This window comes from Rosistilla ulvae, from assembly GCF_007741475.1.
GTDB classification, from domain to species: domain Bacteria; phylum Planctomycetota; class Planctomycetia; order Pirellulales; family Pirellulaceae; genus Rosistilla; species Rosistilla ulvae.
This window is the reverse complement of the sequence record NZ_CP036261.1, coordinates 3,786,642-3,806,592: the sequence shown is the minus strand read 5'-3', so window position 1 is coordinate 3,806,592 and position 19,951 is coordinate 3,786,642. Positions and strand designations below refer to the sequence as shown.

The 19,951-nt window shown below is 58.0% G+C and carries 15 protein-coding genes; 5 read left to right on the top strand and 10 right to left on the bottom strand.

What is annotated here, in order from left to right:
* Window positions 1-248 precede the first annotated feature (248 nt).
* Window positions 249-3,053 carry a hsp70 family protein gene (locus tag EC9_RS13505; protein ID WP_145345995.1) on the bottom strand — a complete coding sequence of 935 codons (2,805 nt, stop codon included), beginning with the start codon at window positions 3,051-3,053 and terminating at the stop codon, window positions 249-251.
* Between the two features lie 218 nt (window positions 3,054-3,271).
* Window positions 3,272-3,814: a carboxypeptidase-like regulatory domain-containing protein gene (locus tag EC9_RS13500; RefSeq protein WP_145345993.1), complete on the bottom strand. Its 543-nt coding sequence runs from the start codon at window positions 3,812-3,814 to the stop codon at window positions 3,272-3,274.
* 344 nt (window positions 3,815-4,158) lie between these two features.
* Between EC9_RS13500 and EC9_RS13495 the strand changes: the two genes are divergently transcribed.
* The 4 genes from EC9_RS13495 (at window position 4,159) to EC9_RS13480 (ending at window position 12,037) form a co-directional block, all read left to right on the top strand.
* Entirely contained in the window at window positions 4,159-4,896 is a 738-nt protein-coding gene (locus tag EC9_RS13495; protein ID WP_145345991.1) for a 3-keto-disaccharide hydrolase, read from the top strand.
* A 188-nt stretch (window positions 4,897-5,084) separates the two neighbouring features.
* The gene (locus EC9_RS13490; protein WP_218934115.1) at window positions 5,085-10,409 is read left to right on the top strand and encodes a DUF7507 domain-containing protein; all 5,325 of its coding nucleotides are present in this window, start codon (window positions 5,085-5,087) and stop codon (window positions 10,407-10,409) included.
* A gap of 173 nt (window positions 10,410-10,582) precedes the next feature.
* The gene (locus EC9_RS13485; protein WP_145345986.1) at window positions 10,583-11,581 is read left to right on the top strand and encodes a DUF1559 domain-containing protein; all 999 of its coding nucleotides are present in this window, start codon (window positions 10,583-10,585) and stop codon (window positions 11,579-11,581) included.
* Between the two features lie 12 nt (window positions 11,582-11,593).
* On the top strand, window positions 11,594-12,037 hold the full coding sequence (locus tag EC9_RS13480) for a hydroxyisourate hydrolase (protein ID WP_145345984.1): 444 nt from the start codon (window positions 11,594-11,596) through the stop codon (window positions 12,035-12,037).
* Window positions 12,038-12,112: 75 nt separating this feature from the next.
* On the opposite strand, the gene EC9_RS13475 is transcribed toward EC9_RS13480, so the two are convergent.
* Window positions 12,113-15,535, bottom strand: a complete 3,423-nt coding sequence (locus EC9_RS13475) for a WD40 repeat domain-containing serine/threonine protein kinase (RefSeq protein WP_145345983.1) — start codon at window positions 15,533-15,535, stop codon at window positions 12,113-12,115.
* A gap of 625 nt (window positions 15,536-16,160) precedes the next feature.
* Here EC9_RS13475 and EC9_RS13470 point away from each other — a divergent pair.
* Window positions 16,161-16,511 carry an Hpt domain-containing protein gene (locus EC9_RS13470; RefSeq protein WP_145345981.1) on the top strand — a complete coding sequence of 117 codons (351 nt, stop codon included), beginning with the start codon at window positions 16,161-16,163 and terminating at the stop codon, window positions 16,509-16,511.
* A 66-nt stretch (window positions 16,512-16,577) separates the two neighbouring features.
* Here EC9_RS13470 and EC9_RS13465 read toward each other — a convergent pair whose 3' ends face one another.
* From EC9_RS13465 to EC9_RS13435, 7 genes are all read right to left on the bottom strand, one after another.
* Window positions 16,578-16,826 (bottom strand): hypothetical protein, encoded by a 249-nt coding sequence (locus EC9_RS13465; RefSeq protein ID WP_145345979.1) that lies wholly within the window; start codon window positions 16,824-16,826, stop codon window positions 16,578-16,580.
* A gap of 5 nt (window positions 16,827-16,831) precedes the next feature.
* Window positions 16,832-17,329 (bottom strand): phage holin family protein, encoded by a 498-nt coding sequence (locus tag EC9_RS13460; RefSeq protein WP_246105662.1) that lies wholly within the window; start codon window positions 17,327-17,329, stop codon window positions 16,832-16,834.
* Window positions 17,330-17,416: 87 nt separating this feature from the next.
* On the bottom strand, window positions 17,417-17,653 hold the full coding sequence (locus tag EC9_RS13455; RefSeq protein ID WP_145345975.1) for a hypothetical protein: 237 nt from the start codon (window positions 17,651-17,653) through the stop codon (window positions 17,417-17,419).
* A gap of 29 nt (window positions 17,654-17,682) precedes the next feature.
* Window positions 17,683-18,081, bottom strand: coding sequence for a hypothetical protein (locus EC9_RS13450; protein WP_145345973.1), 399 nt, complete (start codon window positions 18,079-18,081; stop codon window positions 17,683-17,685).
* A 144-nt stretch (window positions 18,082-18,225) separates the two neighbouring features.
* Window positions 18,226-18,663: a CsbD family protein gene (locus EC9_RS13445; protein ID WP_145345971.1), complete on the bottom strand. Its 438-nt coding sequence runs from the start codon at window positions 18,661-18,663 to the stop codon at window positions 18,226-18,228.
* A gap of 328 nt (window positions 18,664-18,991) precedes the next feature.
* The gene (locus EC9_RS13440; protein WP_145345969.1) at window positions 18,992-19,561 is read right to left on the bottom strand and encodes a PRC-barrel domain-containing protein; all 570 of its coding nucleotides are present in this window, start codon (window positions 19,559-19,561) and stop codon (window positions 18,992-18,994) included.
* Between the two features lie 80 nt (window positions 19,562-19,641).
* Window positions 19,642-19,845, bottom strand: coding sequence for a CsbD family protein (locus EC9_RS13435; RefSeq protein WP_145345967.1), 204 nt, complete (start codon window positions 19,843-19,845; stop codon window positions 19,642-19,644).
* Window positions 19,846-19,951 lie beyond the last annotated feature (106 nt).

Genomic DNA, 19,951 nt, shown 5'->3' with positions numbered 1-19,951 from the left:
CGTTTGGCAGCGTGCGCGATGTTTTTCGTGCGCGGCGAATTGGATCGTATCGACCTGTCCCTTGCAACGTTTGTTCGGCGGCAACCGAAGGCGAAGATCGGGATTAAATCACGGATGCATCGAATCCGTGCGGTACGGATCGGTCTGGATGTTCGGAACAGCCGACCTGGGCAATATCAGGGCGCTCCGGTGCCGCAACGGTGGGCGTCTAAAACGCTGGGGGGATGACGATGCGAGGTCGCCGACGGTTAACCCAAGCGCAGGCCGCGTGGCAAGGCTTCGCCAAAGACTTGTTCCTGTTCCTCGTCGCTGAACCGTCCGCCGTCGGAAACGATCGAAACGAGGTGTTCCGACACGCCATCGCTGGCAAGCGCATCGAGGACTTCTTCACGCGTCGTCGGGTCGATTTCGCGATATCGATCGTCGACTCGGCGACTCAATTGCACGAGGGCTAACTGTTCGACCGGGCCGCGGGAGCGAAGGTTCAGCAGCGCTGCGATCCAGGGTTGGATCGCCTCGGCGGAGACAACGGTATTGAGCGGACCGTAAAACGGTTGGCGGGCACCAAGCCGTCCCAGCGCCCAGACCATCGCATCGCGAGGCGCTCGCATGCTGTTGCGGTTCATCAGATCGATGATGATGTTTCCCAGGTCGATCTTGTTTCGCACGCTCAACAATTCCAGCGACCCCAGCAGGCGCCAAACCTCCACCGCTTCCTCGGGTTTTAAGGGAGCGGCATTGCCGATGGGGCGGCCGTTGGATTTTCGATGCATGCCGCGGATCGCAGCGATCCAACCCTCGGCGATCGCCGCCTGTTGGCCACTGCTTAAACCGCCGGCGATGCGACGCCACAAGATGAGACTTTCGGATTGGATGCTGCCGCCACTGTGGGCCAGTTTCCCATGCAGCGTCCTCCAAGTTTGAGCGACGCGCCAATCGTCGACGGCTAAACCGTATCCGGGACGCAGCGAAAAGCCGAGCAAATTCAACCAACGCGCTTCGTGGGCGGGGCTCTTGTGTCGCCCCGATTCGAAATCCATCAACGCTTCCCAGATCCGACGCAGCAGCGACATCGGCCATGCGTTCCGGGAACTTCCCATTATCTCGGCCAAGTGCTTGACGATGCGTGCCGGCTTGGCGGTTCCTGGTTCGCTGAAGACCTCCGCGATCGCGTGCCGACACAGCGACCAAGTCTCTTCGTCGACGAACCCTTCCGATTCCCCGACCGCCAGGTGCTGTTGGGTGTCGGTTTGCGTGGTCGATCGAACATCGAATTGCAGTTTCCAGCTGCGTTGGCTACCGATCTCGTGACACGACAAATCGATCGTGCCGATCTCTGTCAGCCCGATTCGCAGGCGGACCGATACCTCCCCCGTTTCGCTACGGTTTTTCGAACGCAACACGGTTCGAACCGGCGGCAGCGAACTCATTTGTTCGACATCCAATGGCAGCACTTGCCCGAGTTGATCGGCCAAGCGAATGCTCGAAACATAGAGCGGGAATTCGACGGGTTGGGAGATCGTCAGCTGAAACGATTGGTCGAGTTCGAACGTTTCCCCCGGCTGCGCCCCACCGGGAACCAGGCAGACGACTCGGGGTTCTCCGCTGCCAGCGTCGGCATCGACGCCGATGTAATAACTGCGGGCGAGCGACGCGGCTATCTTGACCCCTTCGCCGCGACGAACCATGCCGTAGTACGCCGCTCCGCGCGCGACGGCCAAATCGAGGCGGTCGTTATCGAGGACTGTCGGGGTGTTCTCCAACCAATGTTCCAGCCGTTGTAGCACTTCGCTGCGGAGGACTGGCGACGCGAAGAAGCCGCCGTTGAAGAGGACGACGTCGGGCAGGCCGTCTCCATCGTCGTCGCGGTGCGCCGTCAGGAACGCGCTCAGATAGCGAGAGATCGCGGAGTCGGTGGCGTATGGCAAACCGAACTCTTGGAACCCCGATGCGTGTTGTGTCGGCGCATCGCTTAGTTCGCACTCGGGAAGGAAACCTTCGACCAGCAACGCGCGGACTTCGTCTTGCGTTACATCGGTCTGCAAGCTGCTGGCGATCAGACGCGAACCGCCCGATGGCAGGCTGATCGAGACCTGCTGCGATGCCGCTTCGCCCAACAATTGTTCCTTTGCGGCGCGGCTGGCCGACAGCAGCAGATCCCATTGCCGCGGCGGCAGCCTTTTTCCCGGCGTCAGTTTTTGTTCGAGGTGTTTGGCGAGGGCGAGGTCGAGATTGTCGCCACCCAAAATCAGGTGTTCGCCGACGGCAACGCGATGGAATTGAATCTGATCGGGCTCGGTCCGGCTGGCCCGGACGCGGATCAAGGTAAAGTCGCTGGTGCCGCCACCGATGTCGCAGACCAGAATCGTCTGACCCACATCGACGCGCTGCTGCCAGTCGTCTTGATGTTTGTAGACCCAGGCGTAGAAGGCGGCTTGAGGTTCTTCGATCAAAACGATCCGAGGCAGATTCGCTTGTCGCGCCGCGCGAACCGTCAGCTCGCGGGCGACCTCGTCAAACGAAGCGGGCAAGGTGATCACGATGTCCTGATCGGCGAGCGGTGCATCGGGGAATTGGGCGTCCCACGCATCGCGGATATGAGCCAGATATTGGCTGCTCGCTTCGACTGGCGACATCCGTTGAACATCATCGACGGCATGCCAAGGCAACAGAGGCGCCGTGCGGTCCACTCCGGTGTGACACAGCCATGACTTTGCCGACGCGATGCCACGACCTGCGGTTTGAGCCCCTTCTTCGCGTGCCATCACGCCGACGCAGTGGTCGGGATCGTGGCGATGCCACGGCAGGCGAAGCGTTTCGCCGCTGGCCTGGCCGGCTGCGGGTTGATAGTGGAAGGAAGGAAGCGTATCGCGAGATTCGACTTGCCCCGCAGCGACCAATTGAGGAATCGACAACACTCGGATCTGCCAAGGGGATTCTTCGGTGTCGATATAGGTGACGGCGCAATTGGTCGTCCCCAGATCGATACCAACAACAAACCGACTGGGCAATCGATCGACCAACGGATCGAAACTCGCTTCTGCCTCCGACACGATAGCTATTCACTCTTGGGGATGGGATGCAACAAGGGGCGTTGGGCTCCGGAAATCTTCTGCGACTATTGTACCGTTGTCGCTGAGGATCGCGAAGCTGACGCGAATCGAGTTGGGTAGCATACGAAAACAGCCCATCGATTGGTTCGATGGGCTGTTCGTATTCTTGTTTAATAAGCGGTTGTGACCGCGTCTTCTGATTCGACATCGAGCCTAGATCAGCTGGCGTCGTCGTCGTCATCCAAAGCCAAAGGAATCACGATCGCAGCAGCAATGACGGCGGTCCAAACCAAGGGGCTTTTCAGCAGACGGAGCAACAAGCCTTCCCCACCACCACGTTGACCGCGATAGGTGTTGGTGTCGGTGACGTCGATCACTCCCTTGACGCTATCCTTGGGTGCGTTGTCGGCGTTCCAGACGCGGAACGTTCGCAGGCCGGCGAAGCTGGCGACTTGGTAGACGCCGGGGTTCAATCCTTGGACCGAATATTCGCCGCGTTCGTTGGTCTTTACGGTCGTGACGTGTTCGGTTTGTTGGCCGATGACCACGGTCGCACCTTGGACCGGTTGGCCGGCAACGTCGACGATCGAACCGTTCAAGTTGCCGGCTTGATCCAACGCTAGGTCTTGGATGCCGCGGTAGACTTTGACGCCTTCGACGACGGTGAATTGCGGTTGAGCTGCGAAGACAGCTTGTTGCATGCAAACGGCAGCGCACAACAGGGCGGCAATGGCACGTTTGGCTCGGATGGACTGAAACATCGATCGCTCTCCAATTGGATATCTGGTGGGTCCGTTCCAGCGGGAGAGACTCCCGACTCAGAATGATTGTAACAGTTGTAGTGATCGTCCGAATTGCACCAATGTTTTAGTCCTTTTGGTTTTTTTGTGCGGTTTTTATGGATTGATGGTTTAGTGCATTCGCCAGACAACGCCATTTGCCTGGTCGCATGTCTTTTGGCTCACCGGTCGCTATAATTTCGATTCCAATAAAGCATCGTTTACGATGGACGCCCTCGCCGCTGGCATTCAGCGATCTAGCATCGCGCAGTGGTAAATTCGCGGGCCTGTCTTCTGTTACTCAAATCCCCAAGGATCCCAACACCATGCGCTGCATTTTTGCTGCATCCCTTGCTCTGCTGTTCGCCTCATCGCCTCTGGCCGCCGACCAACCAACGACTCTTCCGGCCGAATCGGGCGAGATGACTTCGATCTTTAACGGCAAAGATCTCACCGGCTGGGATGGCGATCCACGGCTGTGGTCGGTCAAAGATGGCGTGATCCATGGCGAAACGACAGCGGAAAACGTCGCCAAAGGAAATACGTTTTTGATCTGGCAGGACGGAAAAACCAAGGACTTCGAATTGCGTTTGTCCTTCCGTTGCAATGCGACGAACAACTCGGGAGTCCAATATCGCTCGCGTCACATCACCGAGGGCAAACCCCGTAACGCTTGGGTGATGCGTGGATACCAACACGAGATCCGCAACGAAGAGAACCTGCCCAACGTTTCCGGTTTCATCTACGACGAAGGTGGGAAGCGCGGCCGCATCTGCCTGGTCGGCGAAAAGGCGACTTGGGGCAAAGATGGCAAGAAGGTCGAAGGAAAGTTGATCGACGCGGCGGAATACAAAGAGCTGTTCAATGTCGGGGAGTGGAACGAGGTTGCGATCATCGCCAAGGGGAATCACCTGCGTCATTATATGAATGGGCGTCTGGTCCTCGATTTCACCGACGCCACGCCCGAACTGGCTCTGCTGGATGGAATGCTTGCATTGCAGTTGCATGCTGGCAAACCGATGTGGGTCGAGTTCAAAGATATTCGCATTCGCGAACTTAAGTAGTCCCCACCAGCCCCTCGGGGGAGCGACGCGCGTTTTGAATCGCTCGTTCCCCTTTGCTTTCTCGCCACTTTTCCGGTCAGGGACTTGCCCTCGACCGCGTTGCGTGTGACAAATTAGGCCAGTTAGTTGTGTTATGCAGCCTGGGTGAAATGTGGTGGTGAGGACGTATGGGTCGCTCTAAGGATATCGTGTCGAAAATTCGTGGCCTCTCCAACCGTCGGGGCCGCGATAGCAAACGCCGCGAAAAACAAAGCAGCCGCTTTCGGCCGCGTTTCGAACAGCTCGAATCGCGGCGTCTGCTGGCCGTCGCGACCGACTTGGCCAACATCTCGGGGATCGTCTACGACGATGTCGACGGCAACGGGCTGAGTGCTGGCGAGGAGATCGCCGGCGCGACGGTGAACGTTTACCGCGACAACGGCAACGGAATCTTCGAGCCAGGCGCCGGGGACGGTTCGCCCGTGGCGACCGACATCAGCGATGCCAGCGGTCGCTACACGCTGACCGGGCTGACGGCAGGCAGCTATTTTGTGCAACAGCCAGCCCAGACGATCGGCGGCAATTCGCTGAGCCAGCAGGTCAGTCCAGCGCTCACGATCACCGCAGCTCAAGCCGAAGGGGTTTTGGTTCGCACGATCGATTCGTTTGATGGAACGACCGATCTGGTCAGCGACACCGCCAACGACGGCGTCCGCGTCGCGTCCAGTTTGGCTGATGGTGCGGCGTTGGGTGGCGAACGCGATATCTTCGTCAACAAGACCTCGGTCAACGGTTTGGTTCGGATCTCGGTCAACGATCCGTTGCAGCCCGGGATCCTTTCGTTCGACAGCTTTGCTTCGGGCGATGGTCAGTGGAACGTCTCTTGGGATGGAATCGATGGAGACGCGTTGACGCTGGACGACACCGGCCTCGGTGGCGTCGATCTGACTTCAGCCGGTACCGCCGCCGGTTTTCGATTGCAGATTGGTGCCGATAACCTTGGCGGAACGGCGATCGTGCGCGTCTACAGCGACGATGGCAACGGAGCGACGACGTCGCGATCGAGCCAGACGACGCTGGTGATTCCCGACACGGGCGGTTCGGCAACCAGCACCGAATACATCCCATTCAGCGCGTTCATCGGAACCGCGGATTTCACGCAGGTCGGTGCGATCGAACTGGATATCACCGGGGTACCGAACATCAACGGGACGGCGGAACTTGTCGGCGCGATCGGTCCGACGACGATCACGCAGGACTTCGACAATTTCGAACAAGCCGATCTCAGTTTGACGAAGGTCTCCAACACGGCGGCTCCCGTCGTCGGTCAGACCGTTTCGTTTACCGTCTCGGTCACCAACACCGGTCCCAACACGGCGACCGGTGTGGAAGTGCTCGACCAATTGCCGACGGGGATCACGTTTGGCAGCGCCACTCCATCGCAGGGAAGCTACAACAACGCGACGGGGATCTGGACCGTTGGCAGCATCACCAACGGCGCGACCGCGACGCTGCAGATCAGCGGTACGCTGGCAACCGCTGGCGATAAGACCAATACGGCGGAGATCATCGCGGCGGATCAGACCGATCCCGACAGCACTCCGGGGAACGGTCTACCCAGCGAAGACGATCAAGCGAGCGTGACGATCGCCCCGCAATTGATCGATCTGTCGCTGTTGAAAGCTGTCGACAACGCGTCGCCGAACGTTGGCGAAGAGGTCACGTTTACGCTGACGATCAACAACGCCGGCCCCAGTACCGCCACGGGCGTTGCCGTGACCGATGCACTTCCGGGCGGATTGACCTTCGTTTCGGCGAGCCCTTCGCAAGGGAACTTCAGCAGCACCGGCGGTCTATGGACTGTCGGGGATTTGGCCAGCGGCGGAACGGCGACGTTGAACCTGACAGCTCGCGTTATCTCTGCCGGCACGAAGACGAATTCGGCGCAAGTGACTGCGGCCGGGCAAGCTGATATCGACAGCACGCCCAACAACAACGATCCGACCGAAGACGATCAAGCCTCGGTCGCGGTGACTCCGCAAGTTGCCGATCTTTCGTTGACGAAGGTCGCCGATTCGACGTCTCCCAATGTCAGCCAAAACGTCGTCTATACCATCACCCTGAACAACGCTGGCCCGAGCGCCGCGACTGGTGTTCAAGTCACCGATCTGCTCCCCTCGGGAATCGCCTTTGTTTCGGCTCAACCGAGCATCGGTACCTACGACAGCAACAGCGGACTGTGGACCGTTGGTTCGATCGGCAGCAACAACAATCAGACGTTGATCTTGATCGGCCGCGTCGATTCGGTCGGGGCGAAAACAAACGTTGCCGAAGTGATCGCGTCGGACCAGTTCGACAGCGATTCGACTCCCGGTAATGGAGCGACGACCGAAGACGATCGAGCCGAGGTGACGGTGACTCCGCAAACCGCCGACCTCTCGCTCGCGAAGACCGTTAACGATGCGACGCCAAACGTCGGCGAGAACGTGACGTTTACGCTGACCGTTTCCAACAGTGGCCCCAACCAAGCGACCGGCGTTCGCGTTCTGGATGAATTGCCGGCCGGAATGACCTTTGTCTCCTCCTCGGGCAGCCAAGGTGTTTACGACAGCGGGACCGGCGTTTGGAACGTCGGCACGATCTCCAATGGCGGAACGGCAACTCTGCGGATCGTCGCCACGGCAGGCAACGCGGGCTTGAATGCAAACTCCGCAGAGATCATCGCGTCGGATCAATTGGATCCCGACTCGACACCGGGCAATAGCGTCGCTGGCGAGGACGATACCGCGGAGGTGACGTTCACCGCCGAGATCGTCGACCTGTCGCTGGCCAAGACCGTCAACACGGCGCAACCAAACCTTGGCGAAAACGTCACGTTTACGATCACCGTTAACAACGCGGGGCCCGACGCGGCGACCAACGTCGTCGTTGTCGATCGCTTGCCGACGGGGCTGACTTTCGTCTCGGCAACGCCCAGCCAGGGAACGTTTAATACAACGACGCGACAATGGTCGATCCCCACCGTGCCTGCCTTTGGTTCGGTCACGATGACGCTGGTCGCCCGCGTCAACGCTGCGACGACATTGACTAACACGGTTGAGATCCTCGATGCCGACCAACCCGACATCGATTCGACTCCCGGCAACAACGTCCCTAGCGAAGACGATCAAGCTGTCGCGTCGATCACGACCCGGCAAGCGGATCTCTCGCTGACGAAGACCGTCGACAACGCCAATCCGAACGTCGGCGATAACGTCACATTTACGATCGACATCAACAATGACGGGCCCGATGCGGCGACTGGTGTCGCGGTTCTCGATACGCTGCCGACGGGGATGACCTTCGTTTCTGCCAACGCCACCCTGGGTACCTTCGATTCGGCCAGTCGCACCTGGTCGGTTGGGACCGTTCCCAATAACTCGGGCGCCCAATTGGAGATCGTCGCCCGCGTCGATACTCGCGGAATCAAGACCAACACGGCGCAGGTGAGTGCGTCGGAGGTGGCCGATCCCGATTCGACCCCCGGCAATAACTTGACGGCCGAAGACGATCAAGCCAGCGTTTCGCTGACGCCTCAATTGGTCGACCTCGCGTTGACGAAAGGCGTCGACGCGGCACAGCCCAACATCGGCGATAACGTCGTCTACAACTTGGCGATCACCAACACGGGAACCGACACCGCGACGGGCGTTGCGGTGACTGACACGTTGCCGGTCGGAGTGACTTTCATTTCGGCGATCGCCAGTCTTGGGAACTATGACGACGCGACCGGCGTATGGAACGTCGGATCGGTCGCCCGCGGATCGACGCCAACGTTGGAGATTACGGTCCGCGTCGACACGCCCGATACAAAGACCAACGTAGCGGAGATCACCGCGACAGATCAATTGGATGTCGATTCGACGCCTGGCAACGGGATCACGACCGAAGACGATTACGCCACTGTCGACATCACGCCTCTTTCGGCTGACCTTTCGTTGACCAAGACCGTCGACGATCCGAAGCCCAACGTCGGCGAGAACGTGACGTTCACGATCACGGTTACGAACTCGGGACCCGACGCAGCGACAGGGATTTTGGTCGAAGACCAGTTGCCACCGGATGTCGTCTTCGTCTCGGCGACGGCATCGCGCGGCAGCTACAACGAACTGACAGGGATCTGGGATTTGGGGGCGTTGGGAAACACGGGGACTGCGACCTTGCAGATCGTGGCCAACGGAACCAATGTGATCGAGAAGGTCAATCAAGCGGAGATCGTTGCCTCGGACACTCGCGATCCGGATTCGACTCCCGGCAATAATGACAGCAGCGAAGACGATCAGGCTTCGGTTTCGATCGAGCCGCAGGAGATCGATCTGTCGTTGACAAAGACGATCGACAACAATGCACCCAACCGGGGCGAAAACGTTGTCTACACCTTGGTTGTCACCAACGATGGTCCCTCCGACGCGACGGGTATCGAAATCACCGACCGATTGCCGGAAGGGATGACGTTTGTTTCCGCCGCCGTCGCTCAGGGAGCTTTCAACGCTTCGACGGGTGTATGGACGACGGGCAGCCTGGCTCAAGGCGATTCGGCGACGTTGCGGTTGACGGCGACCGTCAATACGACGGGAACGGTTCTCAACACGGCGGAGATCACCGCCGCGGATCAACCCGATACCGACTCGACGCCGGGTAACAATAACATCACCGAAGACGACTTCTCCAGTGCCATCTTCGTCACCCCGGTCGCCGACTTGGGATTAACCAAGATCGTTGCCGATTCGACGCCGCTGGCCAGCGAAGACGTTGTCTTTACGATCACCGTCGTCAATAACGGCCCCGACGATGCGACCGGCGTCGTCGTTCGCGACCTGTTGCCACCGGGATTGCTGTTCCAATCTTCGACCGAAACGCAGGGAACCTACGATTCGAACACGGGGTTGTGGAACGTCGGTGGGATTCCCAATACGGGAACCGCCACGATGACGATTCGGGCTCGGATCAACAGCGCCGATCCAAGCACCAACACGGCGGAGATCGTTGCGGTAGCGCAGTTCGACCCCGATTCGACTCCCGACAACGGGATCGTTGGGGAAGACGATCAAGCGAGCGTGACGGTGACTCCCGAAGTGAGCGACCTCTCGGTTACCGCAGCGGTTGACAACCCGACACCGGAACTGGGGGACAGCGTCGTGACGACGTTCACCGTCAGCAATGCCGGACCCGATGTGGCGACAAACGTCGTCCTTTCACTGCCGATTCCACCAGGTTTCACCTTCGTGAGAGCGGATGTCAGCCAAGGGACCTTCGATGCCGCGACGGGGCTTTGGACACTGGGGACACTGATCGTTGGCGAAACCCGCACGATTCGAATTACCGAACGGGTCGATGCGTTTGGCATTCGACCGCATAACATCGAAGTGCAATCGGTCGACCAAATCGATCCCGACAGCACGCCCGGGAACATGTCGTTGGTCGAAGACGATTATGCCAGCGTGATGATCCAGGCTCCACGCAACCTTTCGAAGCGATTGTTCCTATCGCGCTGAGCGGCGGTGCCGTTGTGCTGACAAATCTTCCGCCTGAATGTGTATTTAGTTGCCGCAGAAAGGGTGTAGTGCTAGGATATGCGACAGTACGCCGGAGTGGCGTCGCGTATTAAATATTGCTGCGACGCCATTTCCGTTCTTTTCTAGCATTTTATTGTGGAAGGAAGACGGCAATGAGATCGAGGCGAATTGGTTTTACGTTGGTCGAGCTGTTGGTCGTGATTGCGATCATCGGGATCTTAGTTGGTTTGTTGTTACCCGCGGTGCAAGCGGCTCGCGAAGCTGCACGACGCATGCAATGCAGCAACAACTTCAAACAGATCGGGTTGGCATTCCATAACTACCACGACACCTTTAAGAGCTTTCCCGCAGCTTGGTACATTCATGGCATGACTCCTCCATTCAACATCCAAGGGGGGAATATGGGGCTGCTGCCGTTTATGGAACAGCAAGCACTGTACGACCGGTACGACAGCCGGGTTTCACCGACGAATGAGGGGGGGACGATCGGACAACAAAACGTTTCGGTAATCGCTACGCCTTTGGCTGGTTTTGTCTGTCCTTCGAGCCCAGGCGGAATTGACCGCGTCTATGACGCCAATATTGACGCCACTACGGCTGCGGCTTTTTTGCCCGGTCTAGGAGCGATCAGTTATCGCGCGGCTCCGTCGGATTATTGTGTGACCGGTGGGGTCAAAGGAATCTTCGCAAAGATAGCCTACAGCAACAACGAAGGTAGCGCGAGGGAAGGGGCATTAATGCAGGTCAATCCATTTGAAACAGCAACGACTCGTTTTTCATCGATCCTCGACGGCACCAGCAACACCTTTTTGATGGGCGAACGGACCGGCGGAAAGGAAATCTATACGGGGCGAAAAATCCTTGCCCTCCCCGCGCCGATAGGAGACACAAATGGTGGTGGTTGGGGCGATCCATTAAACGGCGAAAATTGGTTGGAAGGGTCGGTCCGTGGCGCAACCACTTTTCCGATGCCTCAAGGAGGATGCCCAATCAATTGCACCAATCTTCGCAGCCAAGGGTTTCACGCTTTTCATCCAGGCGGAGCGATGTTCCTGATGGCTGATGGATCGGTCCAGTTCAATTCCGAAACGATCGATGCGTATACCTTCGCCGCTCGAATCACACGCGCGAAAGGAGAGGTGGCGCCGTAACGCCCGATAGCCATGCATTTTCACTTTTTAACACGTTTCGCAGCCGTGATCGTTGTCATCGCGGCTTGCGGTTGTGGCCAACAACCACGTGCCGGTGAAGTGCCGGTATTCCCAATCACGGGGACCGTCACGGTCGATGGCAAGCCGGTGGAGAACATTCAAATCGCGTTGCATTCGAACGGCACCGAGGAATCGGCGAAGCAACTCTATCCGCAAGGCTTCACCGACGCTCAGGGGCAAATCAAAGTCTCGACCTATGCCGCTGGTGACGGTGCCCCGGCGGGAGACTATCGAGTCACGTTCGTGCTGAAGGATTATAACGCATTGGCACGATCGTTTACCGGCCCCAACAAAATCGATGCAAGCTATGCCGCCCCGGAAACCAGTCCGGTGACGATCACGATTGGTCCCGACCAGCCGAACGACCTGGGCCAGTTGGAACTACCATCGAACTGAACTGTCCGAGTCAGCCTCCTCCGTTTCGCGGCGGAACCAAGGACAAACGCCTGGCCGCGCGGCCAGGCTGGCGAATCAATCGAGTTGATTGATATGAAACGGAATTTTTCCTAAGCTTCGATTTTCCGTTTTTCGACAATAGATCCACGTCTTGCCATCGTCGGAGAATTGGATGTCGGTGACTGGGGCCTGCCCGTCGCCGGCGACCACAAATCCCAAGTTCCGCAGGTCTCGCGCATTCCAAATACCGATCGATCCGTCGCTGCCACCCGTCAAAAGATTCCTGCCGTCGGGAGTAATTGCCAGTGCAGTGACTTCAAAATTTTGGGCCGCGGAACCGGCCGGTGAGTTCCACCGCGCACTGGTTTCGATCATGCCCCCATTCGAATCGTGTTTGCGGATTCGATTGTCGAGGGCAGCAGAGTAGATGATCCCCTCTTCGGGCGCGTAACACGCGGTGACAAACTTGGCCATGCCCCTGCCGACCAACGTCGCATCGGATCCTCCAAGAATGAACTCACCGATCGAGTCGCCAAACATCAAACAACGCTGGTCATCCAACAGCGTGATCGCTTGATGGCGCAACGCAACCACTTGCCCCGCCAGGCGTGTCAATTCACCGGTAGCGTGAGGCAACGCATAAAATCCAACATGGTATCCATTGGCCGTCGAGAAGACCAAACGATCCCCGTTTGGCGCAAATCGAATCCCTTTGGCACAGTTATCGCGCTGGTCTTCGTAGTCCGGATTCGTAACGCGATAGCTGGCCGTAGGATCGTGCAAATCGATTACCAACAAATCACCACCCACCGTACCAACACCCAACCACCGCCCATCGTGTGAAACTTGCAGGCAACGCGGTTCCGCATCGAAGGCAAGAGCTGCCGAGGCCTTCGGGACGACGCTGGTCACGGCATGGCTCACCGTATCAATCGCCAAGACGGCCCCGCCGCTGCAGCCCACGAAGGCCGTTTGACCATCGGGAGCCAGCGCCGCGCAACGCGTTTCAAATTGGAGTTCGATCGCGGGTGGGGGAGCGTTTTCAAACGAACTGAGAGCTAGCGATCCGTCTTCGCCACCACTGAAGATCCGTCCCTGGGAATCGATGGCAATTTCGGTGACGTATCCAGCGTGCAGGATCGCGGCATCCCCTGCAGGCCAACGCGACCGCGTCTCTTTCGCATCGCTCCCACCACTCGGCAACTCGCGGAGATCCCATTTTAAGATCGCGCCATTTTGAGTCCCCGCCACCACTCTCTGACCGTCGGGAGAAATCGCGACGCAGGTCGCAATTCCTGAATTGTGCAGTAATTCAATCTCGGAATGCTTGGCATCCGCTAGATCGACGACGGCAACCCCGTGCCAACCCGAAAAGCAAGCCGCCAACTTCGCCCCCGATTCGGCCCACGCCCAGCGATTAACGTAGCGTTTGGTCTTCACTTCGGCGGATTTCTTGTTGTTTTTTAAATCCGTCCACCGAACTTGCGTGCTTTCCTTCAAGACCAGCAGTTCGTGTCCATCGTTGGAAAAAGCAAGTTCGTGGTTGCGGCGGGTCGAACGGACCGATTGCACCAAGTTCCCCGATTCCACGTCGACCACTTGAACCGATTGGTAGCGACATCCCACCGCCAACAGCCTGCCATCGTTTGAAAACGCCAGAGATTCGACGGTTGTTGGTAGATCGGGAATCATGTCCGGAACCGCGCGTTCGCCCAGCGAAATGAATTCGACTTGATTGAGTGCTTTCAACCAATCGCCGTCTTGGGCGATCTGGTTCCCCACGGCGAGCAATTGCCCGTCGGGCGAGATCGCGACGGCAAACCGCCGCGTCCCGTCGCGTTGTGCGATCTCATGTTCGATCTGACCGTCCGATCTGCGGTAGATCCGAATCGGCCCCTCTTCGTCGGCGACCAAAAATCGGAACGAATCGGGGAACATCGCGATTTGCCGGATAGGAGTCGAAGCACTTGGCAACCGGGTCCAGTTCTCGCGCGCTTGGGTTTGCAGGATGTTCAGATCGATCCCCGTGGGGAGAATCCCTGCGGCGTACTTTTCGATCGATTCGGAGATCTCCAACGCGCCAACGAGGTTGTTGTGAGACAATGCGTCGTAGGCATGCCGCAGATCGGAGACATAAGCCGTCTCGACCGCTTGCCGTTCGGTCACTTTTGCCAAATCGCGTTGCTCACGAAATTGCTTTCGCGCCTTTACCGCGCGATGTTCGCTGGCAATGACCTCGCCAAACGCCAGTTCCAGCTGCGATTGGTGTTCGTTTAAACGTCGATTGCTGTGCCCCAAGATCACCGTTCCGGCGACCAACAACAGGATGATGGTCGCCAACAAACCCGATTCCAACGGAGAACGTCGGATCGCGACCCATGTCCTTTCGGCTAACGATCGCGGTCGCGCCTCGACCATTAAGCCCCGTTGGTAACGGTACAGGTCATCGCGCAAATCGCTGGCGGTCGCGTAGCGGTTGGCAGGGTCTTTGGCCAAGCACTTCAGACAGATCGCTTCCAAATCGGGCGAGAGCGATGGGACAAACTTGCGCGGCGGAATCGGAGGTTCAACGCAAATCGAATGGAACAGCTCGATCGCTTTGTCTCCCTGATGCGGCAGCTTCCCTGTCAGCATCCGATACAACACGATCCCAATCGCAAAGATGTCGCACGCTTTGCCATGCCATTGTTCGTTCTGAAGCACCTGTTCGGGCGCCATGAATAACAATGTTCCGACGAGACGGTAGGACTTCACGAGACCGGAGTCGGCAAAAATGTCGCGGACCAATCCAAAGTCGGTCAAGCGAGGAGTCAATTTCAAGCGTCCATCGGTCCCTACCGATTCGGAGATCATGATGTTGCCGGGCTTGATGTCGCGATGGACCAACCCGCAATCGTGAACGTGGATGATCGCTTCGGTCAGCTCAAAACAGGTCCCACATGCCATCTGAGCATCGATCGGACCTGGGTGCGCCGTCAACCACTCGGCCAATGTCGACCCCAGGCAGAGTTCCGAAACTAAGTAGACCGCATCGGCATCCTGGAAGACTTCATATAGTGGGACCAGATTGGGATGACTCAAGCGAGCCGCGGCGCGGGCTTCGTGCATTCGCGAGTCGTCTTCAACGTTCGCTACCTTGACGCGTCGACGAATCGATTTCAGCGCCACATCCCTCAGCAGCACATCATCGTGTGCTTGATAGACTGTCGAGAATCCCCCGACACCGATGATGCCGTCGACCTTAAAGCGTCCGATCCGTTCGGGCGGCTCGAAATCGTCCTGTTCTTCGCCTTCGCCGTTCGAGATGGTCGTAGCGGTGTCCTGCGTTTGCTGGAACAGCGTGAGGACCGATTCCAGTCGCGACCTGTCCAGCTTGACGTCTCGACCAGCAGCTCCGGGCGTGTTATCGGAGAAACGTTGTTGGAACAGCTGGGCTTGGCGCGCAATGTCGTTGGCGAAATCAGCGTCGTTTGTCGCCGAGTTCTTGCCCGCGTCCATCGATATCTCCTCTCCTGTTTGACCAGATCAACCGGGTGAATAAGGGCGAGCCACCACAATGTACCTTAGCCGTTCATGTTAGATGCTATACAGCGGAAACGGAACAGTCATTGGGACGATGGTCCTGAATGACCGATGGATTGGGCCGGAAAATCGTTGGAAATGGCGGATTGAGACACGGTGGTACGCAATGTGCATCGAGAGTACTATCGGCTCGTCCTCCCAGTGCGGGTGTGTCTGGCGTGCCCGTAGTGGTGGGCTGGGTCGTGGCTGACTTTTCGAAACGCACTGGGGCCAGTGGGCATTGGGCGTCCGAATCGGCAAGGTTTAAGGATGGCTGTGAGCCGACGCGGCGCAGGTCGGCGCGGCAACGTCAGGATTGTATGCTGTCATCGAGTGATGGCGCTGGCCTACATACGCGACAGTTTAATTGGTAGGGGCGTTAGGTTACGCGTGTTACAGAAACCGAGGGATCGATTCACGCTTCGAACTCGCCGCGCGAGGGGGCTTGGGAGCGATTCTGTACCGTGTACCGATCGCACAAATACGCAGGGGACCGGACGGCGCCGCATCGAAAACGCGTTGGCATTTGACCGCGGTGCTCGTTCGCAAAGAGGAATCTAAAATGAATGATGAGCAGACATCTTGGTTCGCCGGCGCGCTCAATCGCCTGTCGGGGGACGTCGAGCTTTTGATTTCCATGGCGGAGATTGTATCCGAGGACGCTCCGGAAATCGTTGCAGAGTTGGAGGCCCAGTTGGAAGCTGGCGCGGTCGACCCGATCGTTTCGGCGGCGCACAAACTGAAAGGGATGTGTAGCACGTTCGAAACAGGTCCTCCGGTTTCGCAGTTGGAGGATCTGCTTCACGCCGCGCGGCGCGAGCAGGTCGATGAGGCGCGAGCGATCTATTCTCGCTGTGCCCCCAACCTGCAAGCCCTTCTAATTCGCGTCAAAGAACTGAGTTCGGCGACCTGAAATCGCCGTGATCGCGTCGACGCTTTCCCCATTGGTTCAATGCGTTCCGCATGCGGGGCTATCGGGCTACGGTTTCAACTTCCATCCAACCAACACGCCCAATCCGAAGCACCAGAACGCGGCGATGTCCGGTTTGTCGTGGGCATAGTCTTTAGCGAGACTGAACAAGTCCTTGGCGGGTTGCCCAACGTAGTAGGATGCACACTCCTGCGTCGCGTCGGCTGCCGAATGAGCGACGCGGTTGGCCGTCTGCCGGGCGGCTTCGTTTGTTGTTTGGTTGCGAGTGTTTTGCGATTCTTGTATCGATGGAGACATTCGATTCACCTTTCGTTGTAGAGAGCACTTTGGAATGGATGCGATCCGTTCGCATCGGGGTTGCACGATGGATTGCGATCCGGAAACGACTCGGCCCGCAATTGATTTCTAGGGGATGTTTCGGGACGGATCAGGACGGCTTTGAGCCATTTCAAATTCTCGATGAATTCAGACTTGGTCTCTTGTAGCGCGGCGGTTGCCGTCGCCGTTGCTCGACTCGCAGCCCAAAGCAATCCCGCGACGACGACAAAGCTTGCTGCGGCAACGGATGCCAGGGACGCTCCTGGGGTCCAACCAGCCAGTTCGTGGACCAGGAAGCTGCAGCCGATCATCGATGTTGTCAGCGCCGAACCGCCCAACGCGATACTTATCACGGTCAGCTGCATCGCGCGGGTCGCTTTGCGTCGCGCCTCTTGGCTATCGACCGACAGCAATTGGAACTGCAATTCGCACAGCTCCAACAGATCGCGTGCGACGCGGCTGAAGCCGGAGTGGTTGTTCATCGTCATGGTTCGATTTCGTTTCAACGGTTGTTTGTGATTTGGCCCGATGCACTCCCGCTGGAGCGACGCAACACTTCGCTGGGCCTTCTATTGGACGTCTCTCCGCTTGATCCACCATCCCGTGGCAATCCCAATCGCGGTGGCGGTCGCGATGGCAAGCAATGGGTAGCGTCCGATCGTTTTGTTGATGTGGTTGCCCACGCTTGGCGGTTGATCCGAAAGCAATCCTTCTTCGGCTAACGATTGATGGGCGATATCCCAGGCTTGCTGCCGCGATGGTCGGTCGGAACTGGATTTGAATCGATTGTTGGCTGGCGCGATCATGATGGTACGTTGGGGGTGGAAGGTGAATTTCAGTTTGCCCGTTGAAACGGAGTCGCCGGGGACATGAAGGCCTGCGACAACCGCCGCGTTGCCAGAGTCATTCCCGATCGCAGGGCGAGCGTGAACAACGCACCCGCGACACCTCCCACCAGACTCTTCCGTGGCGGGGCTGGTTGGGCCTGTACGGCGCCCGGATTTGGGTGAGTCACCGTATGCCGTACTCGCTTGGCTGGAACCAACGCGTAGCCGGCGACCGATGCCACTGCCAGGAACGGCCACGGATTCTTCCGCATGTGGTATCGCCAGTCGGTCAGCTCTTGCGCCTGAGCTCGAGCAGCGTCGACGTCGCGCGGCAGCGCATTGCGGATCAGTTGCATCTGATGCCTGATGGCCGCCGATTGTTTCCGGGTTGCGAGTGTGTTTGCCACTGGATTGAGTCCTGATTTCTGCACTAGCTGTCGTGTACGAGGCTCCCGCAGCGGGATCGACCTATCGAACGCCTTACGCTGCGGCGTACGCACCGCAGCGGAATCGATGGGGGGAGCGGGGGGATCTACGGTGCGGGGCGACGTTTAACGACGCCCTTTGATGAAGAAGACCGCACCGGCCGCAATACCCAGCCCAAACGCAATCGCCAGCGATTCCGCGGGTCGGGTGCGAACCGTGTGTGCCAAACGGTCCGTGTAATCGCCTCCCAGATCGGCCGCGCGGCGGTAGTTCTCCTTCACGTACTCTCCCGCTTCGGCTGCATACTGGCCGGCGACATCGGCATATTGTTGAGCTGCGTCGCTCACTTGCTGGCCGATGCGGTTGCTTTCATTGACTGCGTTGGAGAGGAAGTCCTCCACTTCGCGCCGCGTCGCTCCTGTCTTTTGTTGGACGACACCGACTAATTGTTCTGCCGATCCCTGGACACGGCTCAAGTCGTCGTCGGTCAATTGCCCCCAATGTTCTTGCAGGCGACCCTTAACCTCGTTCCATTGTCCTTTCAATTCTTCGCGCGTGATCATTTCTACAACTCCGTTGATGGTTAGGTGTTTGTGTTTCGGGCGGCTGGTTGATTGCCGCTGTTAGGAAGATGAATGCACTTCGTATGCCAATCGTGAAATCGAAGGGAATTTGCCGTCGACAGCGTCTCCGTTGATTGAACATCTACCGGATTGGACGCCTGCCGATCATGTCGATCGGATCGGGGGGGCAAGTTGCGGTCGCCGCAATGCCGGACACCCGGTGGCGCATGAAAACTGTCGCGACCCAAGTTGATGGCTCGCGGCAGTTCGGGTTGTCGATAGCGGGGACGTCGGCATCGCACCGACGCGTGGGTCCCCGTCGGCGCGGTTAACGGTCTCGGTCGCCGCCCACGTTGATGTCGACCCCATTACGATCGACGTTCACGTCGACGCCACCGCGGGATTTTCGATCGCGGCGATTGATCTGATATCGTTTTTCGATATCGCGAATAAAGTTCTTGTCAGCAAAGTTGGGCCAGTGATCTTGGTCGAATCCGACCGCCCCTTCCATCTGCTTTTGGGTGACGTTCAGGACGAAAACGAGGTCGCCCTTATCGTCGGGATCGTCCGGATTTTGTTGAACCTGGAATGCGTCAAATGGGACTGCAAACAATTTGTCGCCGAGGCCAAGAAACCCGCCGTAGGTGACGGCTGCGTATTTGATTTCTCCGGTTGTTGTATCGAGGACGATGTCGTTGATTTCCCCGACATCCTCGCCGCGATCATTCTGGATATCCATGCCGATCAACTGACTAACGCGGATGTTGGCTCCGGTCAGCTTCTCGTCCAGTTGTCCAAGATGTTTTCTTTTGGTCTGCGAATCGTCCGCCGAGGCACTCAGTAGTCCAACAGACGATACGATCGCAATGGCTGCTGCGATGTTGATGAGACGTTTCATTGTGTTCTCCTACGATTGGAATTTGTTGAAAATCGTGACTGCAACGCTTGAGTCTGCACGCACTCAAACGCCTTGTTGATCTAACAGTTACAGGAGCCTTCGAATTCTCGCACCTGCTTCTCCGCTTCTTCTTTCGCGATCCCGTACCGTTCTTGGACGGTGCCAACAAGCTCGTCTCGCTTGCCATGGATTCGATCCAAGTCGTCGTCGGTTAGGTCGCCCCATTTCTGTCGGGCTTGGCCTTTAACTTGTTTCCACTTGCCTTCGATTTGATCCCAGTTCATCGAACGATTCCTTTGTCTGCGTTTTCTGTGAAACAGTTGCGAATTACCGACACAGTTGTTCGCCCCGCTGTTTCGATGTTGCTTTGGTTGCTGTGAGTCGTTTCGC

Excerpts from the sequence above, each read along its gene's own strand:
- EC9_RS13500 (WP_145345993.1), bottom strand. The coding sequence starts at position 3,814 with ATGTTTCAGTCCATCCGAGCCAAACGTGCCATTGCCGCCCTGTTGTGC.
- EC9_RS13495 (WP_145345991.1), top strand. The coding sequence starts at position 4,159 with ATGCGCTGCATTTTTGCTGCATCCCTTGCTCTGCTGTTCGCCTCATCG.
- EC9_RS13485 (WP_145345986.1), top strand. The coding sequence starts at position 10,583 with ATGAGATCGAGGCGAATTGGTTTTACGTTGGTCGAGCTGTTGGTCGTG.
- EC9_RS13480 (WP_145345984.1), top strand. The coding sequence starts at position 11,594 with ATGCATTTTCACTTTTTAACACGTTTCGCAGCCGTGATCGTTGTCATC.
- EC9_RS13475 (WP_145345983.1), bottom strand. The coding sequence starts at position 15,535 with ATGGACGCGGGCAAGAACTCGGCGACAAACGACGCTGATTTCGCCAAC.
- EC9_RS13470 (WP_145345981.1), top strand. The coding sequence starts at position 16,161 with ATGAATGATGAGCAGACATCTTGGTTCGCCGGCGCGCTCAATCGCCTG.
- EC9_RS13465 (WP_145345979.1), bottom strand. The coding sequence starts at position 16,826 with ATGTCTCCATCGATACAAGAATCGCAAAACACTCGCAACCAAACAACA.
- EC9_RS13460 (WP_246105662.1), bottom strand. The coding sequence starts at position 17,329 with ATGAACAACCACTCCGGCTTCAGCCGCGTCGCACGCGATCTGTTGGAG.
- EC9_RS13455 (WP_145345975.1), bottom strand. The coding sequence starts at position 17,653 with ATGATCGCGCCAGCCAACAATCGATTCAAATCCAGTTCCGACCGACCA.
- EC9_RS13445 (WP_145345971.1), bottom strand. The coding sequence starts at position 18,663 with ATGATCACGCGCGAAGAATTGAAAGGACAATGGAACGAGGTTAAGGGT.
- EC9_RS13440 (WP_145345969.1), bottom strand. The coding sequence starts at position 19,561 with ATGAAACGTCTCATCAACATCGCAGCAGCCATTGCGATCGTATCGTCT.
- EC9_RS13435 (WP_145345967.1), bottom strand. The coding sequence starts at position 19,845 with ATGAACTGGGATCAAATCGAAGGCAAGTGGAAACAAGTTAAAGGCCAA.